The sequence below is a fragment of the Marinobacter sediminum genome, from assembly GCF_016820575.1.
In the GTDB taxonomy this organism is placed as follows: Bacteria; Pseudomonadota; Gammaproteobacteria; order Pseudomonadales; family Oleiphilaceae; genus Marinobacter; species Marinobacter sediminum.
This window is the reverse complement of sequence record NZ_JAEMQH010000003.1, coordinates 237,859-256,317: the sequence shown is the minus strand read 5'-3', so window position 1 is coordinate 256,317 and position 18,459 is coordinate 237,859. Positions and strand designations below refer to the sequence as shown.

General features: G+C 59.1%; 18 protein-coding genes. 7 read left to right on the top strand and 11 right to left on the bottom strand.

Annotation, left to right across the window (positions count from 1 at the left end):
- Window positions 1–32: 32 nt before the first annotated feature.
- Genes FGO67_RS14665 through FGO67_RS14655 form a run of 3 tightly spaced genes read left to right on the top strand, consistent with a single transcriptional unit; the run spans window position 33 to window position 3,748 of the window.
- Window positions 33–902, top strand: coding sequence for an ABC transporter substrate-binding protein (locus FGO67_RS14665; RefSeq protein WP_238942470.1), 870 nt, complete (start codon window positions 33–35; stop codon window positions 900–902).
- Window positions 892–2,919, top strand: coding sequence for a Fe(3+)-hydroxamate ABC transporter permease FhuB (gene fhuB / locus FGO67_RS14660; protein WP_203301424.1), 2,028 nt, complete (start codon window positions 892–894; stop codon window positions 2,917–2,919). The genes FGO67_RS14665 and fhuB overlap by 11 nt, the downstream gene beginning before the upstream one ends.
- A complete protein-coding gene (locus FGO67_RS14655; RefSeq protein WP_203301423.1) occupies window positions 2,906–3,748 on the top strand; it encodes a (2Fe-2S)-binding protein in 843 nt (280 codons plus the stop codon). The genes fhuB and FGO67_RS14655 overlap by 14 nt, the downstream gene beginning before the upstream one ends.
- A 157-nt stretch (window positions 3,749–3,905) precedes the next feature.
- On the opposite strand, the gene FGO67_RS14650 is transcribed toward FGO67_RS14655, so the two are convergent.
- Window positions 3,906–6,080, bottom strand: a complete 2,175-nt coding sequence (locus FGO67_RS14650; protein WP_203301422.1) for a TonB-dependent siderophore receptor — start codon at window positions 6,078–6,080, stop codon at window positions 3,906–3,908.
- A 207-nt stretch (window positions 6,081–6,287) separates the two neighbouring features.
- On the opposite strand from FGO67_RS14650, the gene FGO67_RS14645 reads away from it, so the two are divergent.
- On the top strand, window positions 6,288–7,409 hold the full coding sequence (locus FGO67_RS14645; protein ID WP_203301421.1) for a PQQ-dependent sugar dehydrogenase: 1,122 nt from the start codon (window positions 6,288–6,290) through the stop codon (window positions 7,407–7,409).
- On the opposite strand, the gene FGO67_RS14640 is transcribed toward FGO67_RS14645, so the two are convergent.
- Entirely contained in the window at window positions 7,403–7,816 is a 414-nt protein-coding gene (locus tag FGO67_RS14640) for a GFA family protein (RefSeq protein ID WP_203301420.1), read from the bottom strand. The genes FGO67_RS14645 and FGO67_RS14640 overlap by 7 nt on opposite strands.
- Before the next feature lie 120 nt (window positions 7,817–7,936).
- Here FGO67_RS14640 and dkgB point away from each other — a divergent pair, with 120 nt between their 5' ends.
- Window positions 7,937–8,746 (top strand): 2,5-didehydrogluconate reductase DkgB, encoded by an 810-nt coding sequence (dkgB, locus tag FGO67_RS14635; RefSeq protein ID WP_203301419.1) that lies wholly within the window; start codon window positions 7,937–7,939, stop codon window positions 8,744–8,746.
- On the opposite strand, the gene FGO67_RS14630 is transcribed toward dkgB, so the two are convergent.
- Genes FGO67_RS14630 through FGO67_RS14620 form a run of 3 tightly spaced genes read right to left on the bottom strand, consistent with a single transcriptional unit; the run spans window position 8,682 to window position 11,151 of the window.
- A complete protein-coding gene (locus tag FGO67_RS14630; protein WP_203301418.1) occupies window positions 8,682–9,395 on the bottom strand; it encodes a hypothetical protein in 714 nt (237 codons plus the stop codon). The two genes, dkgB and FGO67_RS14630, sit on opposite strands and share 65 nt — an antisense overlap.
- Window positions 9,392–10,327 carry an aldo/keto reductase gene (locus FGO67_RS14625; RefSeq protein WP_203301417.1) on the bottom strand — a complete coding sequence of 312 codons (936 nt, stop codon included), beginning with the start codon at window positions 10,325–10,327 and terminating at the stop codon, window positions 9,392–9,394. The genes FGO67_RS14630 and FGO67_RS14625 overlap by 4 nt, the downstream gene beginning before the upstream one ends.
- 53 nt (window positions 10,328–10,380) lie before the next feature.
- Window positions 10,381–11,151: a glutathione S-transferase N-terminal domain-containing protein gene (locus tag FGO67_RS14620; RefSeq protein WP_203301416.1), complete on the bottom strand. Its 771-nt coding sequence runs from the start codon at window positions 11,149–11,151 to the stop codon at window positions 10,381–10,383.
- 259 nt (window positions 11,152–11,410) lie between these two features.
- Here FGO67_RS14620 and dacB point away from each other — a divergent pair, with 259 nt between their 5' ends.
- Window positions 11,411–12,973 (top strand): D-alanyl-D-alanine carboxypeptidase/D-alanyl-D-alanine endopeptidase, encoded by a 1,563-nt coding sequence (gene dacB, locus FGO67_RS14615; RefSeq protein WP_203301415.1) that lies wholly within the window; start codon window positions 11,411–11,413, stop codon window positions 12,971–12,973.
- Between the two features lie 53 nt (window positions 12,974–13,026).
- On the opposite strand, the gene FGO67_RS14610 is transcribed toward dacB, so the two are convergent.
- Entirely contained in the window at window positions 13,027–13,503 is a 477-nt protein-coding gene (locus FGO67_RS14610) for a DUF4397 domain-containing protein (protein ID WP_203301414.1), read from the bottom strand.
- Window positions 13,504–13,660: 157 nt separating this feature from the next.
- Window positions 13,661–13,903 carry a DUF2798 domain-containing protein gene (locus tag FGO67_RS14605; RefSeq protein WP_203301413.1) on the bottom strand — a complete coding sequence of 81 codons (243 nt, stop codon included), beginning with the start codon at window positions 13,901–13,903 and terminating at the stop codon, window positions 13,661–13,663.
- 158 nt (window positions 13,904–14,061) lie between these two features.
- Between FGO67_RS14605 and FGO67_RS14600 the strand changes: the two genes are divergently transcribed.
- On the top strand, window positions 14,062–14,958 hold the full coding sequence (locus FGO67_RS14600; RefSeq protein ID WP_238942469.1) for a DUF6279 family lipoprotein: 897 nt from the start codon (window positions 14,062–14,064) through the stop codon (window positions 14,956–14,958).
- A 4-nt stretch (window positions 14,959–14,962) separates the two neighbouring features.
- Here the strand turns inward: FGO67_RS14600 and FGO67_RS14595 are convergent, their stop codons facing one another.
- Genes FGO67_RS14595 through FGO67_RS14580 form a run of 4 tightly spaced genes read right to left on the bottom strand, consistent with a single transcriptional unit; the run spans window position 14,963 to window position 18,355 of the window.
- A complete protein-coding gene (locus tag FGO67_RS14595; protein WP_203301412.1) occupies window positions 14,963–15,733 on the bottom strand; it encodes an SDR family oxidoreductase in 771 nt (256 codons plus the stop codon).
- Window positions 15,734–15,749: 16 nt separating this feature from the next.
- A complete protein-coding gene (locus tag FGO67_RS14590; RefSeq protein WP_203301411.1) occupies window positions 15,750–16,439 on the bottom strand; it encodes a histidine phosphatase family protein in 690 nt (229 codons plus the stop codon).
- Window positions 16,439–17,503: a phosphotransferase family protein gene (locus FGO67_RS14585; RefSeq protein ID WP_203301410.1), complete on the bottom strand. Its 1,065-nt coding sequence runs from the start codon at window positions 17,501–17,503 to the stop codon at window positions 16,439–16,441. The genes FGO67_RS14590 and FGO67_RS14585 overlap by 1 nt, the downstream gene beginning before the upstream one ends.
- Window positions 17,504–17,533: 30 nt before the next feature.
- Entirely contained in the window at window positions 17,534–18,355 is an 822-nt protein-coding gene (locus FGO67_RS14580) for an SDR family oxidoreductase (RefSeq protein WP_203301409.1), read from the bottom strand.
- Window positions 18,356–18,459: the final 104 nt, after the last annotated feature.

The following is an 18,459-nucleotide window of genomic DNA, read 5'->3' as shown; positions in this document are numbered from 1 at the left end:
CGGCCGGCCTTTGCCTGTTGCTGTTGTCAGCGATGGCAGCAGCTCAAACCTGGCAACACGAACAGGGCCGCGTGAGTCTGGATAAACCGCCGCAACGGATTGTCGCCCTGAACTGGGCCGCCACCGAAGCGCTGCTGCTGTTAGGAGTCACCCCAGTGGGAGTAGCGGACAAATCCGGCTACGCCACCTGGGTCCGTGAACCGATGCTGCCGGACCACGTGCCCAACATTGGTACCCGTGTAGCCCCCAGTCTTGAAGCCATTGCCGAACTGGAGCCAGACCTGATCGTCACCAGTTCGGAAATGGCACCGGCGGCGGTTCTGCTGCACCAGATCGCGCCTACTTACGTCAGCAGCGTCTACAAAAAAGGCGCCCGGCCATTCGCCAAGGCCCGGCAGATGCTGATCACCTTGGCAGAGATGCTCGATCGGGCAGATCGGGCCCGGGAGATTCTGGCCGATATCGACACTACCCTGGCCAACCAACGCCGTCGCCTGGAAGCGTACGGCGTCCATAAACGTTCCGTTGCCCTGGTCAGTTTCCTGGATGACCGACACGTTCGCATCTTTGCGCCCAACGGTCTGTACCAGACCACCCTCGACGGACTTGGACTGGACAATGTCTGGCCCCACGAGGGCAACTACTGGGGTTTCTCGACGGTCGGCCTGGAAGCCATTGCGCCCTACCCGAACGGCCGGATTGTGGTGATAGAACCAACCCGCCCGGGGCTGTCTGACAAGCTCGCCCAGAGTCCGTTCTGGACCTACCTGCCCGCCGTGCAGCGCAACCAGGTTTATCAGATTGAACCAGTGTGGCCCTTTGGCGCTGTGTTTCCGGTCAAGCGATTGGCCATTCAGCTGACGGACGCGCTGATCCAGGGAGGTGCGGATAATGTACGCTGAGTCTCAAGTTGCCAGCGCTGCGCCACGGCTGCCGGGCAAGCTGCCGCTGACTGCCACGCTGCTCTTGCTGGGCGCACTGGCGGCCAGCGCTGCGCCCTGGTTCCTGGAGCGGGACCCAGTCTCAGTCGTATCCGCGTTCTGGTCTTACGACGGCGGTGATTACACCTCGGTACTGGCCCACTTCAGCTGGGCTCCCCGGGTTTCCATCGCCCTGCTCATTGGCTGCGGCCTTGGCCTGGCCGGCGCCGTAACCCAGCAGGTTCTGGGCAACCCCCTGGCCTCGCCGACCACTCTGGGCGTGGAAGCCGGCGGTCAGTTTGGCGTTACCCTTGCCACCCTGTTCGCGCCGGCCTTGCTGGCGTTTAGCCAGGACCTGGTTGCGGTTGCCGGCGGCCTGCTGGCGATCGGCATGGTTATCGCACTGACCTGGCGACTGGGATTCTCGCCGGTGACCGTCATTCTTGCCGGTCTGGTGATCACGTTTTTCATGGGCGCCCTGAACATGGCGTTCATGCTGATCAAGGGCGAATGGCTGGGCAATCTGTTCATTTGGGGCGCCGGCTCCCTGGTCCAGAACAGCTGGCAGCCGTTCATGGATCTTTGGCCGCGGGTTTTGATTCTGGGCGCCGCCCTGGTGTTGCTGATGCGTCCCTTGCAACTGCTGCAAATCGGGCAGGCTTCCGCCAGCTCCCTCGGGGCCCGGGTTGGCCTGCTACGAATGCTGGCGCTGTTCCTGGTGGTGTTGATGAGCGCCACCGTGGTCAGCCGGGTGGGGGTTGTCGCCTTCGTCGGACTGGCGGCACCGGTTCTGGCCCGCCTGCTAGGCGCTAGAACCCTGCAGGAACGTCTGATCTGGAGCATGCTGCTCGGTGGCGGGCTACTGCTGTTGGCGGACACTTTGGCGCACTGGGCGTCTTCCTGGGGTGATGGCTCTCTGGTGCCCACCGGCACTACAACGGCCCTGATCGGCGGCCCCATTATTCTGCTGGCACTGCAGGGCTTCAAGAACACTCACCACATGCCCGGGCAGGAATCCAACCCCGGTGCTTTCCTGCCGAAACGACGCTCGGTTCTGGTCACTGGCGCCGTTTTACTGTGCCTGCTGCTGGCCACCTTTTTCGTCTCCATGGGCTGGTCACCGGGCTTGCAGGAATGGAGCTGGACACCCATCGCCGACTGGGGCGAGGCCTGGGTCTGGCGTGGCCCACGGCTGCTCGCCGCCATTCTCGCAGGCGTCTGCCTGGGCCTGGCGGGCAGCCTGATCCAACGCATGACCGGCAACGTGATGGCCAGTCCGGAATTGCTCGGCATCAGCGGCGGTGCTGCCCTGGTCATGGTGCTGATTGTGCTCACCGGCACCGAGATCGGCCGCGCCGGCCAGCTTGGTGCGGCCACCTTGGGCGCCGCCGGCGCCCTTGGCCTGCTGATCCTGCTGGCCAGGCGCCATCGCTTTGCCGGCAACCAGCTGTTGCTGGGCGGCCTGGCGCTGTATGTCTTCATGGATTCCGGGCTGCGCCTGGTGATGGCGTCCGGCGGTACCGTTGCCGCCAAGCTGCTGAACTGGATGTACGGGGCCACCTGGCTGATTTCGGAAACCGAGGCTTTGAGTCTTCTTGGCTTGACTCTGGTGATTTGCCTGACTCTGTTTGTAGCGATCCGACCGCTGACGCTACTGGCGCTGGGCGACACCTCGGCCTCGTCGCTGGGGCTGCCGGTCACCCGGGCCCGCCTGGGGCTGCTCATTCTTGCGGCCATTCTGACCGCTGCGGCCACGGTGGTCATTGGCCCGCTCAGTTTCGTCGGTCTGATTGCACCCCACCTTGCACGGGTACTCGGGCAACAGACTGTGGGCCGGCAGATGATTGGCTCCGCCCTGGCCGGGGGCTTGCTATTGGCGCTGGCAGATTATTTGTCCCGGATCGTGATCTTCCCGTCGCAGTTGCCGGCAGGCCTTCTGGCCGCGCTGGTCGGCGGCATTTACTTCCTGTGGGGACTGAGCCGTCATGGCCGTGCCTGAGTGCCATCGCACAGACTGGCGTGACCGCTATCGCCAGTTGCTGGCCAGCTCAGACCTCAACGCCGATACGGTGTTGAGCCAGGCTCTGGCCCTGACGGATTCTTCAAAGCAGGCTCAGTCGCCATCAGCCCCCGGACAAACGCTTCCTTTGTCTCTGGCCCAGTGCCTGGCTCAGCCGGAACGCCTGCGACACCAACTCAGAATGGATCATCCGGAAACTTCTGACGCCCGCCTGATGCGGGCGCATGTGTCTGTCGTGCAACAGGATCTGGCGCTGTCGGTGATTGCACCGCTGACGCTGAGACTGTTTCGGGACGGCAAGGCTCCGCTGCCGAATGAGCACGAGGTATTTCTGGGGCCAGCCACCGGAGCCATGGCCAGTTCGCGCTGGCTTCATAGGCCGACCGGGCCATCGCTCGGTGTCGCAGACTTCGTGAATAAACTGGCTGGCCAGGTTAACGCCTGGTACCCGGTATTTCGGCAGGCTTTCGGTGTCAGCCCCGGCGCTTTCTGGAGCAGTATCGGGCTTGGTCTGGGCGCGCCGTTTTCGGCGGTGTGGAATCAAGCTGAAGCGCAGTCGGTGTGCGCATTGGCTCAGGCATGGCTGGACAACTTTGACTGCGACAGCAGCCGGTTTGTGGGCTGGATTCCGGCGACGCTCAATGGACAGACCCGCGCCATTCCCCAGCGCAAGGGCTGCTGCCTGAAGTATCTGTTGCCGGAGGGTGGTTACTGCGGTACCTGTGGCGTGCATCGCAAAGCGCGCCTGGCAGAGCTCAACCGCCCAGCCCAGCACCCATCAACAGGCCAGTGGCAGCCAGGACAATAAACAGCCCTGCGCCTGCGGCGATTTTCAATCCTTCGATCATTTCCTGCTCCGGTGTCATCGCTTTTACTCCCTGCATCCAGTGCTTGGAGGAGACTACCGGAGTGAACTATGTCCACTCCGGTTCCTGGCCCCTTCTGTTTCAAACCCATCCTGAGCTCTAGAACACCCGGGAGACGGTCACGCTGGCATTGGCCGGCTCGCCATAGAAGCCCTGGGCGGCATCGCCAAACTTTTTCAGGCTTTCGATGTACTTTTCATCGGTCACGTTGTTCACATTCAGTGTCGCGCTCCAATGGCGGGCGAAGTCGTAACTGGCCATCAGATCAACCACCGCATAGCTTTCCTGCTTGGTTTCGTAGGAAATCGCGGTGCTGGCATCCGGACGATAGATCTGGTCCTGAGTAATCTCTGACTGCCAGCGAATTGCACTGCCCAGCTTCAGGCCTTCAACACCGGGCACTTGCCAGGTTCCGCGCAGTTGCGCCAGGTGCTCCGGCACGAAGGACTTTTCCGGGTTTCCGTCTGCATCCTCAATGTCGACATAGGTGTAGCCGGCAAACAGTTGAATGCGGTCCGTCACATCACCGACAAACTCCAGCTCGACACCCTGGCTCTCAAGTCCGTCCTGGCCCTGATAGTAGGGATCCTGAGTCCCCGGGTAAGTACCAGCCGCTTCCGCGACATTCTCCTGCCTGGTCTGGAACAGTGCCACGGTAGTGTTCACACGGTCGTCCGCAAATTCGCTCTTCAGGCCAATCTCGTAGTTAACGCCATCAATAGGATCAAGACGGTCCCGGTTGATGTCCTCCTCGGTCTGCGGCGTGAAGATTTCCGTGTAACTGGCATAAACCGAGTGGTTATCAGTAAGGTCGTAAATCAGACCCGCGTAGGGTGTCTCCACCGCATCGTAGCTGGTGGACTTGCTGCTGCCGTAGCTATCACCGTCGCTGTCGAGCCAGGTAAGGCGCAGGCCGGTGATGGCGGTCAGCCGGTCGGTCAGCGACCAGCGCGCAGCGGCGTAGGTCGCTACTTCTTTGTCGGTCCAGTCGGAACCGCCAACGCCGTTATCAAAGGTGGGTCTGGGGTAATTGCCCTGCCACTCCTCGAGCGGCGGCAACGGGTCACCAATACCCTGGCCATAGCGGGATTCGTCTACGGTTTCCGAGCGTGACCAGGTGGCGCCCAACACCAGTTCGTGGGTGCGGTTGGCCAGCTCGAACGGGCCGGTGGCGTAGGCATCCACGACCCACTGCTCCACGTCCAAATCGTATTGGCTGGGATAGGCGGCCAGCCCTTCGCCCGTGTCGGGATCTGGCGTACCGTATTGATAGAACAGCTCGGACTCACTTTCGCTCTTCAGCCTGAGCACCGAGCCCTGGGCGCGCCAGCCATCGCCCAACTGCTGCTGGAGTTCTACAAAGCTGTTGTGCAGGGTGTTGTCCCAGTACGACCAGTCTGAGGACGTGCTGGTGGAGCGAGCGTAATCGGTGGCGGTGCCATCGGTATTGAACAACGGCAAGGCACCCCACATCGGGCTGTCGGTATCGGAGGTCTGGATGGAATGCCCCAGCGTCAGCAGGGTGGTATCGGTAAGGTCTGCCTCAATCACCCCGTAGAACATCTGCTTCTCGTTGCTGTAACGGTCGAGGTAAGAATCCTTGTCTTCGTAACCCGCCACGACCCGGCCCCGCACCGCGCCGGATTCCGATACCGCACCGGACACATCACCAACAATACGTTTCTTGTCCCAGGACCCACCGGTAACAGCAATCGAGCCCTGAGTGTCCGCTGTCGGGCGCTTGCGGATGAAGTTAACCGTTGCAGAGGGGTTGCCAGATCCCGTCATCAGGCCATTGGCGCCACGCACCACTTCCACCCGGTCAAAGAATGCGGTGTCCAGCTCGCCCTGCACGTTGTCGTAGACTGCCGGCAGGCCGACGCCGTCGTACTGAAAGTTGTTGATGTCGAAACCACGGGCGGTGTAATAGGTGCGGTCCGTTTCCGCCGATTCCACAGTGACGCCGGTGGTGCCTTCCAGGACATCGTTGATGTCGTTCTGTGCAAAATCGTCCATCTGCTCGCGGGTAACCACGGTCACCGCTTGCGGGGTTTCCCGATGGGCCAGGCCCATTTTCATCGTGGTGGTTGTGGTTTCAGCCACGTAGCTGCGGGTTTGCTCAGAACTTGCGGCTTCTCGCGTCGCGGACACTTCAAGCGGCTGCAGAGCCACCGGCTGCTGGCCCTGCGCCACCGTCAGACCTGGCATAGAAGCCGCCATGATCGCAGTGAACAGCGCCTTGCGGCGAAAGCCGGTTTCGGACATTCGGGACATCGTTTTCTCCGTTTTTTGAGTCACTCAGGCTTAATTTGCACATCTTAATGCGAATCATTCTGATTTAAAATAATTAATTTGAGATGCACGGATTTATAACCCTGAAAACGGATGCGAGAACGGCAGTGGCGTGTGACAAGTGCTATCCTCAGAGCTCCGCGGCACCGCATTTTGATGCCCCAACCTCAACGTCCAACGGAGGTCCCGATGCCCTCAATAAAATCTCTGGCAGCGGCCTGCTGCGTCTACCTTGCGGCCCTGCCCTGTGCCTTTGGCCAGACCTTTTCATCGAGTGATGTAAGCTTCCGACTGGACACCGTTGCCACCGGTCTGGAGCACCCCTGGAGCCTGGCTTTTCTTCCCGACGGCTCACTGCTGGTGACCGAGCGTGCCGGCAGGCTTCGGATGATCCGCAATGGCAAACTGGTTCCGGAGCCAATTACCGGCGTACCTGATCTGGTGGTGTCTGGCCAGGGTGGCCTTCTGGACGTGTTGCTTCATCCCGAGTTTGCCAATAACCGCACGCTGTTCCTGAGTTACTCGCACCGCGATCGTGACGGCATGACGACCCGGGTTGCCCGGGCAACGCTGGAAGAAAAGCGTTTGTACAACGTTGAGGTGATCTTCGAGGCCACGCCCCGGTCTGGGAAGAACCGCCACTTCGCAGGGCGCATGGCGTTCGATGAAAGCGGAAATCTCTACATTGCGGTCGGGGATCGGGGGGAAATGGATCGCGCCCAGGATACATCGGACGACGCCGGTGGCGTGCACCGGATCACCATTGATGGCGAACCCGCGCCGGACAACCCCGAGCTCGACAACCCTCGCATCAACGACTCGTTTTTCACCTGGGGCAACCGCAACATTCAGGGCATGACGGTACACCCGGACACCGGAGCCGTATGGACCCACGAGCATGGCCCGAGGGGCGGCGACGAGATCAACATTCTGAGTGCCGGCACAAACTATGGCTGGCCAGAGATCACCTACGGTATCGACTATTCCGGGCTGCCTATCACCATGGATACGCAAAAGGAGGGTATGGCCCAGCCCCTGCACTACTGGGACCCATCCATTGCGCCCTCAGGTATGGCGTTTTACACCGGCTCGCAGATCCCGGAGTGGCGCGGCGACTTGTTTGTTGGCGCACTGAAGATGCGGAAACTGGTACGGCTGAGAATAAAAGAGGGCGAAGTCGTTGAAGAGCAGGATTTGCTAACAGACCTGGGCGCGCGCATCCGGGATGTTCGGATGGGACCGGAAGGCGCGCTTTGGCTACTCACCGATGCGCCCGAAGGCAAAGTTTACCGTCTGGTTCCCGCTCAGTGAGGATCGTTCGTGCGCTCTGTTTTCTCGAACTGGGGCAAATCGTCAGTTATGTCGAACCAGTCTGACTTGGAACCGACGTAAATGTGTCGGGACGGACCTTTTTCCAGCGGTTCGTTGATGACGCCAATCCGCAGGCGCAGGATTCCAGGGATTGCATCAAGGCGGCTGTACAGGTGACTGCCACAGCGATTGCAGAAAGCCCGGTATTTGCCAGGGCGGGATTCAAATTCGGTGACCCGCTCTTCACCGGTCAGGTACTGGAAGTGGACTTTCCGGACCGGTGAACTGGCCGAAAAAGCGCTGCCGTGGGCCCGTCGACACTGACTGCAGTGACACAAAGAAATCGGTCCGAGCGGGCCGTCGTATTCAAAGGTAATGTCGCCGCACAGGCATTGGCCGGTAAACATGGGAATCTCTCTCGGTTCAGCGGGTCGAATCAATTCAGCGCCGATGATACCCGGCGGCCACTTGAAGAACCAGCGCGCCGGCACCATCTTAAGATCACACAGAACGAACAGGAGGAACGTATGTCATTCAGCACACTTCCGAACATCGGCATGGGAACTTTCCGGCTGAAAGGCAATGATGCGCGAGATGCCGTTAAAAGTGCCCTGTCTCTGGGTTATCGACACATCGATACCGCCCAGATGTACGAGAACGAGGCGGAAGTTGGCGATGGCATTACCTCCAGTGGCATTCCCCGTCGTGAAATCTTTCTGACCACCAAGATCTGGCACGACCAGCTTCGCGCCAGCGACCTGATCAACAGTCTGCATGACAGCCTGGCTCGCCTGAAGACTGACCACGTCGATCTGACGCTGATCCACTGGCCTTCTCCGGATGACGAAGTCCCCATGGCGGAGTATCTCAATGCCCTGCGGGACGCTCAGCGAGAAGGCCTGACCACGCACATTGGCATTTCAAACTTCACCTGCGCCCAAATGGATGAAGCTGTTGAGATTCTGGGAGAAGGCGCGCTCTTGACCAACCAAGTGGAGGTGCACCCGTTCCTCGCCAACCGCAAGGTGGTTGAACATGCCCAGAAACTCGGCATTACCGTGACCGGTTACATGCCGCTGGCCGTCGGTAAGGTAATAGAGGATGAAACGCTCCAGCGCATCGGCCAGGCACACAACGCAACGCCGGCTCAGATTGCCATCGCCTGGGTTGCGTCCAGAGGCATAGTGCCGATTCCGTCATCCACTCGCCCCGCGCACCAGAAAGCCAACCTCGATGCGTTGAACATCACGCTGAGCGAGGAAGAGATTCGCGCTATCGACGAACTGGATCGCGGTGAACGGATTGCCGATCCCGGCTTCGCGCCGAACTGGGACTGAGCCAGAAGCACAGGGCGAAAACAATGAGCGTGGCCGCCGGTAGCAGCAGGAGCCAAACCATCTGTAACGCCCAATAGGTGGCCGCGCTGAACAGCACCCAAAACAGCGGGATTGGCAGCAACGACCAGAGCAACACCCTGGGCATCATCGCCAATACCAGCGAACTGGCGGCAAGGGTGACGTCCGGCGTTAGCCCAAACACCGCCAGTGCCGCCAGCTCTCCGGACTGCAACACCGGCACCCAGGGCAGCACCACCACGCTGGTCAGCCAGAGCCCTGAAAACGCCCCGGCTCGGCCCTTCGGAATCGCCTTCAGGCGACAGAAGGTGCCCAGACCTGCCATTAATAATCCTTGAGCCACGAAAGCCCAGCCAAACCAGACCGCCGGCCAGTTTATTTCGCCAAAATAGCGGACCAGGAAGCCGGCCCCACTGCCAATCCAGGCCGCGGCAACCAACCACACTGCCAAGCGACGCAATGCGGGCGCTGGCCGGCACATCCACCAGGGCACCACCAACGCCAGCGGCACGATGAGCAGTTGCCAGGGCCAGATATCCTGATTAAGCCGGATGAACAGGCGAGGAAATACCTGCGGCCCGAACATCAGAAAATCCTGCAAGGAATAGCTCAGCCAGTCGACATCCGTCACAGCGATCTCACAAATGTCGCCATCCGCTGCCGGAGCGATTCGCTGGGCAGCTCCCCGTACATCGCTGCCATATTCTGCTGCATGTGAGCCACCTGCGAGGTAGCCGGAATGGCACACGTGACCGCCGGGTGGGAAATCACGAACTTCAGGAAAAACTCTGCCCAGCTGCTGATCCCAGCCTCCGCCGACCAGGGTGGCAAAGTCTCCGACTGCACCCGCCGAAACAACGCGCTCCCCTGGAACGGCCGGTTCACCATCACGGCAATCCCCCGCTCACGGGCCAGCCCCAGTAGCTTCGATTCCGCCTCCCGATCCAAGACGTTGTAGGTTAGCTGCACGAAATCCAGTGGTTCAGTAGCCATAATCCGAGCGAGTTCATCGTGACGCCGGCCATGGGAGGTAGTGATTCCAAGGTAACGGAATTCGCCACGGGCCTTCATTTCCTTGAGGGTTTCAAGATGCCCCCGCCAACCCAACAGGTTGTGTACCTGTAACAGGTCAAAACGGGCTACCCCCCATCTATTACGGGACGATTCAGCCTGCGCCCGGGTAGCCGATTCATCAGCCGTCCAGATCTTTGTTGCGGCAAAAACCTGATCATGCGCCTGTAGCGCGTTCAACGCCTTACCCAGATTATCAGCTGACGTCCCGTACATGGGCGAACAGTCGACCACGCTGCCACCGCGATCCAGGAACGTTTTTAGTACCTCTGTTCGGCTCTCAATGAGATCGGCGTCGCTGCCAACGTTGAAGGTAATCCAGGTGCCCATGCCTATAGCGGGCACGGATTCGCTGGTTGAAGGGATGGTGCGTGAGATCGGAGAAGCGGCAGTGCCGTCCGCCAGATCCGCAAACAAACCCGGGGATTTCAGTGCGACCGCGGAGATACCCGCGCCAATCAGGAGCTGCCTTCGTGTTAGACGCACCGCCATATCTGGCCCTCCTCCCGCGCCCTTGCGCACAGTACCCACCTGTTGGACGGGCGTCAGGCCCCGTAGTGGGTCTCCAGATACTTCAGAATCCGTGCTGACTCGAACAATCCTTCATTCGTATTCGGATCTTCCAGATAGGGAACCTGTACCCGCCTGTGTTGCTGGAAGAAGACGTCCCGTTTGCCGCCTGGAATCGGTGTATAGGGCCCCGGCTTCAGGCGCTGCGCTGCTGGCCCGATTTCGGTCCAGTGCTCCTTGCCCAGGTTATGCAACGTGTAAGGGATCTCGAGCTCGCACAGCCGCTCCCTAACCAGACGCGAAAAAGGGCTGCCCTCAAAACTCCACAGGTGCAACGGTTGCGCTGGCTGGCTACTGGCCCTGGCTCTGAAACCCCGCAAGGCACTGACAGCCGATGCCACTGAACCCACCGCCGGCTGCCAGGGCTTGCCCCGGTAAAACTTCGGGACTGAACGCCCTGCGTATTCCCGGAATAGATAGGCCACGATGTCGTTAGATTCATACATCACGGTGTCGGTGTTTTTGTCCACCAACAGCGGGAATTGCTGCTTGCCTCCGATTTCGGCGGCCTCAGCCCGGAAACGCTGGCCACCCTTCGGGCACGGACGGATCTCCACGTCCAGATGCAGCGCCGTGAAGGCCTCGCGGACACGCCGACAAAACGGGCAGGCCTCCATGTCGTACAGAACGATAGGCAGCTCGGGCTGTACGCACTTCTGGACAACCATGCAGCCCCGCCAGGCTGACAGAGACGAGGTTGTCACGGATCCAAGCACGTTGACGTTATGGGCGAGTATGTTGGGCATAGCTTAAAACCTTCAGTTAGTGTTTCTATTAAATATCATGCCATCGGCCGGTTTTCCATTGGCCCGCCAGCGCTTATCGCAGTCAGCAAGTTCATGATTCAAAAGGCCACTTACAGGAAGTCACAAAAAATCAATACAAACAATGACTCTACTGCCATTTTTTAACGTCATGTATAGGTTTTCTGCATAGTACGCGCAGCAAAGATGGGCTATTGTTGAGGAATAAGAATCCAACCATCTTCATCAGGGTAATCCGGGTATGCCGCGCGCTCACAAGGCAAGAGACAAGAGCTCGTTTTTCAAACGTTCGGTCATCGCCGCAGGTTCTGCGCTTGCATTGGCCGCCAGCCCTGCCCTGTTGGCCCTCGACAAGGACGATGGCGGTTTTTCGTCGGCCCGAGTCTGGAGCAACCAGGTTCGTGACTACGCTGCCAAGTCCCTGGACGCCGAGAACGCCCTGAGTGTTGCCGCTATTCCCCTCAACGGACCGGGCATCGAGCAGTACATCAATGCCGACGAGCTGATGAGCCCTGGCTCCATTATGAAGCTGGTCACCACCTACGCCGCCCTGGAAATCCTCGGCCCCAGCCACCATTGGGATACCGATTTTCTGACTGACGGCGATATGGTCGGCGATACCCTTAACGGCAACCTGTACGTGCGCTTTGGTGGTGACCCCAAGCTCACCATCGAACGCCTGTGGAGCACCCTGCGGGAGCTGCGCAGCATGGGGATTACCACCGTTAAAGGCGATCTGATTCTGGACGGCAGCTATTTCAGAATTGACGGCGGTTTCCCCCAATTCGAAGACAATGGCGACAACCCTTACGCGCCATTTCTGGTGGAACCGTCACCCTACCTGACCAACCTGAACTTGCTGCATTTCCAGGTGCGTGCCGACGAACGCGGCACTCAGGCCTGGAGTGTGCCGGAACTGACCGATGTAGTGATCGATAACCGCGTCACTGCAATCGCAGAAGGTGCCTGCCCCAGCCGCCGAAGCTTCGAGTGGGACCCCATCTTCCACGATGACAACAAGGTGACCGTTCGAGTGACCGGTTCCCTGCCCCAGGGCTGTCGAACTACCCGTTACCTGTCGTTGATGCCCCATGACCAATACAGCGCCGCCCTGATCCGGTCGATGCTTGCGGAAACCGGCGTTGCAGTCATGGGCGCTAACGGCACCGGCGAAACTCCTGAAGAAGCTCGCCTGATCATGAAGACCACCTCTCCTGATCTGGTCGCCATGGTGCGCGACATCAACAAATGGAGCAGCAACGTGATGGCGCGCCAGATGTTGCTGAATATCGGGGCCGAGAACCGGCTGGACGATGAGGATGATGACCGGGTTGCCGGCATTCGGGTGATTTACGACTGGCTCGAGAAGAAAGGCATCAACACCGCTGGCATGGTGATCGATAACGGCGCTGGCCTCACTCGCCATGGCCGCATTACCGCGCGTCAGGGTGCTCAACTGCTGCAACACGCCTGGAACAGCCCGTTTTCCGCCGACCTGATGGCCTCCATGCCCATCATCGCGATGGATGGCACCATGGCGCGCCGGTTGCGAAACACCGGCATGGACGGCAGTGGCCGGATCAAGACCGGTTACCTGGAAGATGTTCGCTCCATAGCGGGCTTCACCCGGGATGAACACAACACCACCTGGGCGGTAGTTGGCATGGTTAACAATGACCCTGCCTGGAACGGCCAGGCGGTTCTGGACCGGGTTCTGTACTCGCTGCACTACCGGCCACCGACTGGCACTGCCTTCTCGCGGGCCGACTCCGGTTCCAGTAAGCCGGAAACCTCAATTCAATAAAAAAGCCCCGGTCAAACCGGGGCTTTTCGTTTATGGCGGGATCGCCCCGCTTGTCAGCACCAGGGTGTTACGAAATCATCCAGTAGCGTGACTGTAGCAACACTGGCCATGCTCTCTTCCAGCCTCGGCATCAGGCGACAGATGGGCAACACGGAGCCTGACGGACGTCGAAGAACTCCGACTGCCATCCCGGCCAGCACCAGAGGCGAAATGCTGCTGTCGCCGACTTTGCCCACGGCAATCACGTCGTAGTGGGTATCAAACCGGAGGGAGGCATCAGTTTCTATGACTGTGGTGGTGAAGTCGATGGCAATGGTGGAAGACCCCGCCCTTGGAGTCAGTTCCGCGGCCTGTTTGTAGTCAGCGCCGGACAAAACCGTGGTGTTGTTGACGCGCACATTTACTGCAGGTGCGTCCGATGATGCGTGAACTATCCGGACGCTGGCGTCCTTTGAACTATCGCCGTCAAAACAGCCGGAAAAGAGCACAGAGCCGGCCGTTGCTAGAAGTAAGGTAAATTTGGTGTTCATTGCCACTGTGCCTCGATTGCTGAGGTAGTTACCCGAAAAGGTTGTTCGCATCTGCAGTGGTTGAAAACCTGAACTATGAATCACTGCGATTCACGGACACCCAAACAAAACGGTTTAACAGTTTTTAACAATTGAACAGATAGGCAGTGGTGGAACCTCAGGGCTCAAAGCGCCGGAGGGTGAACTCGGTTAATTTTGCCGCCAGCGGCGCAATGAAGGTTACCAGAGGAAACGCCACCGCCCAGGCGACCAGCCATGCCGCAGTCCAGCGAGCGGGATACCCGGAATCAATACCGGTGTTGAGCCAGGTGATAACACCAGACATCAGAAACGACATAATGCCGGACATATAGATACCGAAAACCAGCTGTCGGACCCGCGCAGGCTTGAACTTGCTCATACTATCTCCCGTTGGGCCCCAACCTGGTCTGGAGCCGCATCTGAATTACACTAAATACCGTACACTGACAGGATAGGAACAGCGCATGCTAGTAAGCCTGCGAACTTTTTGCGAGCACTCGTTTCAAGCAGCCCGCTCCGCTGGCCACAGGGTGAATTATGAACAGGCATTCCGCCGCACCGACTAAAACCCTCGTCTGGAGCACATTGCTGCTCGTCGCAATTGTCGCTTTGTCCGGCTGCAGCTCAACGCGTATGGCCTACCGCTACGCGGACTGGGGCGTTGTCTGGTGGGTCGAGGATTACGTCACCCTGACTGATGCCCAGAAAACACAATTGTACGACGACCTGGACGACCTCCGGGGTTGGCACTGCGCCACCGAACTGCCCAAATATCAGGTGTGGCTGGACACACTGGAAACCGATGTCCGCCAGCAAAACATCACACCTGAGGTTCTCTCAGAACATCAGGATGAGCTCCTGGGCTTCTTCCCGCCATTACTCTCCAGGGCCACGCCGATCGCGAGCAGGCTGCTTGCCAGCTTGAATGATGCCCAGGTGCGCGAGCTGACCGACAACATGGCAGAACGTCAGCGCGAACTGGAGCAAGAGTATCTAGGAGAGGATCCCACCGCCACCGCGGCAGCCCGCGCTGAACGCACCTCGGAAAGACTGGAACGCTGGCTGGGCGATTTGAACGACAACCAGCAAGCCATCGTTACCCGCTGGTCAGAGCAACGCGATCGCCAGACCGAAATCTGGCTGCAAGGCCGTCGCAACTGGCAGCTAGCCTTCCTTGATGCGCTGGAACGGCGCCAGGAACCGGGATTTGAACAGGAGGTTGCACGCCTGCTGAACGAGTCAACATCGATACGGGGAGAGGAATACGAGACCATGATGGAGCGCAGCAGAGTCGCCCTGAACACCCTGATCCATGATGTGGTAGCAGCAGGCGACACGGTCCAGCTGGCCCATCTGGAAAACCGGACCGCTGAACTCAACCGCGATTTCGAGGCTCTGACCTGCTCGCCCGGGCCCGAAATCGCTGAGAGCTAACCGTTTAGATGGTCAGGTAACCACCGTCAGCGTTGATGCAGGCGCCCGTGGTGTAGCTTGATGCGCCAGACACCAGATACAGCACCGTGCCAGCCATTTCGTCAGGATCGGCCACCCGCTTCATGGGAATGTGAGCCATGGCCTGCTTCTTGATGGCTTCGTTGGTGGTCAGGGCACTGGCAAACTTGGTGTCGGTCAGGCCTGGCAGCAGTGCGTTCACCCGGATGTTCTGCTGGCCCAGCTCCATGGCGAACGACTTGGTCATGGAGATAACCGCCGCCTTGGTGACCGAGTAGATGCCCTGGTAATGACCGGGGTTCACCCCGTTCACTGACGCCACATTCACAATCGCGCCACCACCGGCTTTCTTCATCATTTGTGCGCCTCGGGCACACATGAAGAAATAACCCCGGATGTTCACATCCACGGTTTTATTGAACGCACCCAGATCCGTATCTTCAATCGGCCCGAAGTAAGGGTTGGCGGCCGCGTTGTTGACCAGAATGTCCAGCTTGCCGTGGGTTTTCTCGATGTGCGCCCAGATACCCTCAATCTGATCCATCTCACCAATGTGGCAGGCATGTGCTTCGGCGCTGCCACCGGCTTCGCGGATGCTGCCCGCTACGGCTTCACAACCATCAATCTTGCGACTGCTGACAATCACATGGGCGCCATAGTTGGCCAGGGTGCGGGCAATGCTTTCACCAATGCCCCGGCTGGCACCGGTAATCAGCGCCACCTTGCCGGTCAGATCAAACAGGTCTTTGCTGCTCATTCGTTTACCTCAATTGTTATCGGAACGTCACCAGGGCGGGATCCTCCGCTTCCAGGTGACTGTAGTTGTTAAACACAGACAGGCTGCGACGGGGGCCGGAATAAAGCACACGGGTAACGCTGGTGTTGGCAATCACCTCGTTCAGCCCCAGTGCACGGGCATCATCCAACCCAAGGAGCTCCTGGCAGATCACCGAGATAGGACCACCGGAGGTGGCCACCAGAACGTCACTGCCATCGGCATACTCGACCATCTCCTCGAACGCCTGCAGCACCCTGGCCTTAAACCCGGGCCAGGTTTCCGAATAATCGCTATCGTGCTGCCCCGAGGCCCAGCGCCGAACCGCCTGAACAAAGGCTTCCTGGAAGGCCTTGGCAGGTTTCGGAAACGCCCTGAGGTCACGGGTCATGATCTCGCGATCTTCCCACTCTGGCCGATAGCGGTTAACCACCTCGTTGTGGTCGAACTCGTTAAAGCCCGGGGTTACCTGCATATCAGGCAGCTGACTGCCAAAGCCGGTGGTGATGGCTTCGACCGTCTCCCGGTGGCGCTCAAGATTGCCGCCGAAGACCGCACCCAGGGTCAACCGATTGGCCAGCCAGCGCCCCAGTACCCGGCCCTGCTCCCACCCGGTGGGCGAGAGCTGATCGTAGTTGGCCTTGCCAAAACTGGCCTGGCCATGGCGCACCAGATAGACCGTCGCCATTACAGGGAACTCTCTGAAATCAGACGCTGACAACGCTTCTCCAGGTAATTGGCCGCGTGGCCAAAGGCGGCAAAGCGCTTGTCCTTGGTCTGGCCGTGGTAGAAGCGGTAGTAAATCTGCTGGACGATAACCGCCAGCCGGAACAGCCCGTAGATCTCATAGAAATCGAAGTTATCGACCCGGAAACCGGACTTCTCCATGTAGTACTCCACCACTTCCTTGCGGCTCAGCATGCCCGGACGATGAGTAGGCTGGCGCCGCAGCATCTGGAACGGGCCTTCGTCGTCAGCTTCAATCCAGTACGCCAGACTGTTGCCCAGGTCCATGAGCGGATCGCCGATGGTCGCCATTTCCCAATCGAGAACGCCCACCACCTCAAACGGGTTGTCTGGGTTAAGCACTACGTTGTCGAACCGGTAGTCGTTGTGAATCACCACCTGGGCAATGTCGTCCGGCATCTTGTCGTTGAGCCATGCCATGACTTCTTCAAAATCGCCGACATCCTCAGTGCGCGCCTTGCGGAACCGATCACTCCAGCCGCCGATCTGGCGCTGCACGTAGCCGGCGCCCTTGCCTAGCTTGTCCAGGCCAGCTGCCTGGGCATCCACCCGGTGCAGGTCCACCAGCTTGTCGATCACATTCACGCACAGCTTGCGGGTGTCCGCTTCGCTCAGGTCAAAACCTTCCGGGAAATCCTGACGCAGAATGATGCCCTTCAAGCGCTCCATCACGTAAAAATCACAACCGAGGACATCGTGGTCGTCACAAATGGCAATGATGTTGGGCACATAAGGATAAACTGGCTTCAATGCCTGCATTACCTTGGCTTCGCGCAGCATGTCGTGTGCGGACTTGGCGATCTTGCCGAAGGGCGGCCGGCGCAGCACGAACGAGCGCTCGCCATAATCCACCTGGTAGGTCAGGTTGGAGGCACCGCCCGGGTACTGCCGGATTTCAGGTTCACCGCTGAGATCGGGAATTGCCTGCTTCATGAAGCGATCAACGACCGCCACATCCAGCTCTTCACCTTCGCGGACATCCTTTGCCTGATCAATCTGGGTCATTCAGGACTCTCCTCTCGTCTTTCCAATCGTTCAGGCTTTGGCCTTACCGCCCATCTTGTTCATCCAGCGCTTGCTTTCCTGATGCATCAACCAGTCAAACGCCTTGGGCGCATGCCGTTTAACCATCCACATGCGGCGCTCTTTGGCGTGGGGCAGCACCCAGAAGCTCTTGTCTTGTACCGACCGCATGATGTCTTCAGCGACATCTTCAGCAGTAATGCTGGAGCGCTTCATCAGCTTGTTCACGTTCTGCTGAATACCCGGCAGGTCGGAACGCATGCTGCTGGCCAGATTGGTCTGGAAAAACGCCGGGCAGACACAGCTAACGTGGATACCGTCATCCCGCAGCTCCTGGCTTAGGGTTTCGGACAGAGCGATAACACCCGCCTTGGAGACATTGTAGCTATCCATCAGCGGTGCCAGCATTAGACCAGCCATGGAGGCGATATTCACAAACGCACCTGAACCCTGCTTCTTGAACTGCGGCGTAAAGGCCTTGCAGCCACGAACCACGCCCAGCACGTTGATATCCAGAATCCATTCCCAGTCCGCCATGGTGGTGTCTTCAATCGACCCGGCGGAAGCCACCCCGGCATTGTTAACCACTACATCGACACCGCCCCACTTGGCAGTCAGGTCGTCACAAATCTTCTCAAGATCCGTCAGGCGGCGAACATCGCACTCCACGAAGTAACCTTCGCCACCGGCGTTGTTAATCTCCTGCTCAACAGCGGCACCCTGCTCCGGATTAATATCACCGATGCAAACCTTGGCACCCTCTTTGGCATAGCGCAGTGCAATCGCACGACCAAGCCCACTAGCACCGCCTGTAATAAAGATTCTTTGAGTCATAGTTTATCCGTCACGTGTTATTTAAAACGAAGCCAACTCCAAAACATGAAGGAGCTGGCGGGTGGCTATTTCTGAAACTGTGCGGAGCCATGGATGGCGGAGCT

What these genes read in the sequence shown, in the direction of transcription:
- dkgB (WP_203301419.1), top strand. Translation starts at nt 7,937, where the DNA reads ATGTCATTCAGCACACTTCCGAACATCGGCATGGGAACTTTCCGGCTG.
- FGO67_RS14585 (WP_203301410.1), bottom strand. Translation starts at nt 17,503, where the DNA reads ATGACCCAGATTGATCAGGCAAAGGATGTCCGCGAAGGTGAAGAGCTG.
- FGO67_RS14610 (WP_203301414.1), bottom strand. Translation starts at nt 13,503, where the DNA reads ATGAACACCAAATTTACCTTACTTCTAGCAACGGCCGGCTCTGTGCTC.
- FGO67_RS14590 (WP_203301411.1), bottom strand. Translation starts at nt 16,439, where the DNA reads ATGGCGACGGTCTATCTGGTGCGCCATGGCCAGGCCAGTTTTGGCAAG.
- FGO67_RS14655 (WP_203301423.1), top strand. Translation starts at nt 2,906, where the DNA reads ATGGCCGTGCCTGAGTGCCATCGCACAGACTGGCGTGACCGCTATCGC.
- FGO67_RS14665 (WP_238942470.1), top strand. Translation starts at nt 33, where the DNA reads ATGGCAGCAGCTCAAACCTGGCAACACGAACAGGGCCGCGTGAGTCTG.
- fhuB (WP_203301424.1), top strand. Translation starts at nt 892, where the DNA reads ATGTACGCTGAGTCTCAAGTTGCCAGCGCTGCGCCACGGCTGCCGGGC.
- FGO67_RS14600 (WP_238942469.1), top strand. Translation starts at nt 14,062, where the DNA reads ATGAACAGGCATTCCGCCGCACCGACTAAAACCCTCGTCTGGAGCACA.
- FGO67_RS14640 (WP_203301420.1), bottom strand. Translation starts at nt 7,816, where the DNA reads ATGTTTACCGGCCAATGCCTGTGCGGCGACATTACCTTTGAATACGAC.
- FGO67_RS14595 (WP_203301412.1), bottom strand. Translation starts at nt 15,733, where the DNA reads ATGAGCAGCAAAGACCTGTTTGATCTGACCGGCAAGGTGGCGCTGATT.
- dacB (WP_203301415.1), top strand. Translation starts at nt 11,411, where the DNA reads ATGCCGCGCGCTCACAAGGCAAGAGACAAGAGCTCGTTTTTCAAACGT.
- FGO67_RS14645 (WP_203301421.1), top strand. Translation starts at nt 6,288, where the DNA reads ATGCCCTCAATAAAATCTCTGGCAGCGGCCTGCTGCGTCTACCTTGCG.
- FGO67_RS14620 (WP_203301416.1), bottom strand. Translation starts at nt 11,151, where the DNA reads ATGCCCAACATACTCGCCCATAACGTCAACGTGCTTGGATCCGTGACA.
- FGO67_RS14580 (WP_203301409.1), bottom strand. Translation starts at nt 18,355, where the DNA reads ATGACTCAAAGAATCTTTATTACAGGCGGTGCTAGTGGGCTTGGTCGT.
- FGO67_RS14650 (WP_203301422.1), bottom strand. Translation starts at nt 6,080, where the DNA reads ATGTCCCGAATGTCCGAAACCGGCTTTCGCCGCAAGGCGCTGTTCACT.
- FGO67_RS14625 (WP_203301417.1), bottom strand. Translation starts at nt 10,327, where the DNA reads ATGGCGGTGCGTCTAACACGAAGGCAGCTCCTGATTGGCGCGGGTATC.
- FGO67_RS14605 (WP_203301413.1), bottom strand. Translation starts at nt 13,903, where the DNA reads ATGAGCAAGTTCAAGCCTGCGCGGGTCCGACAGCTGGTTTTCGGTATC.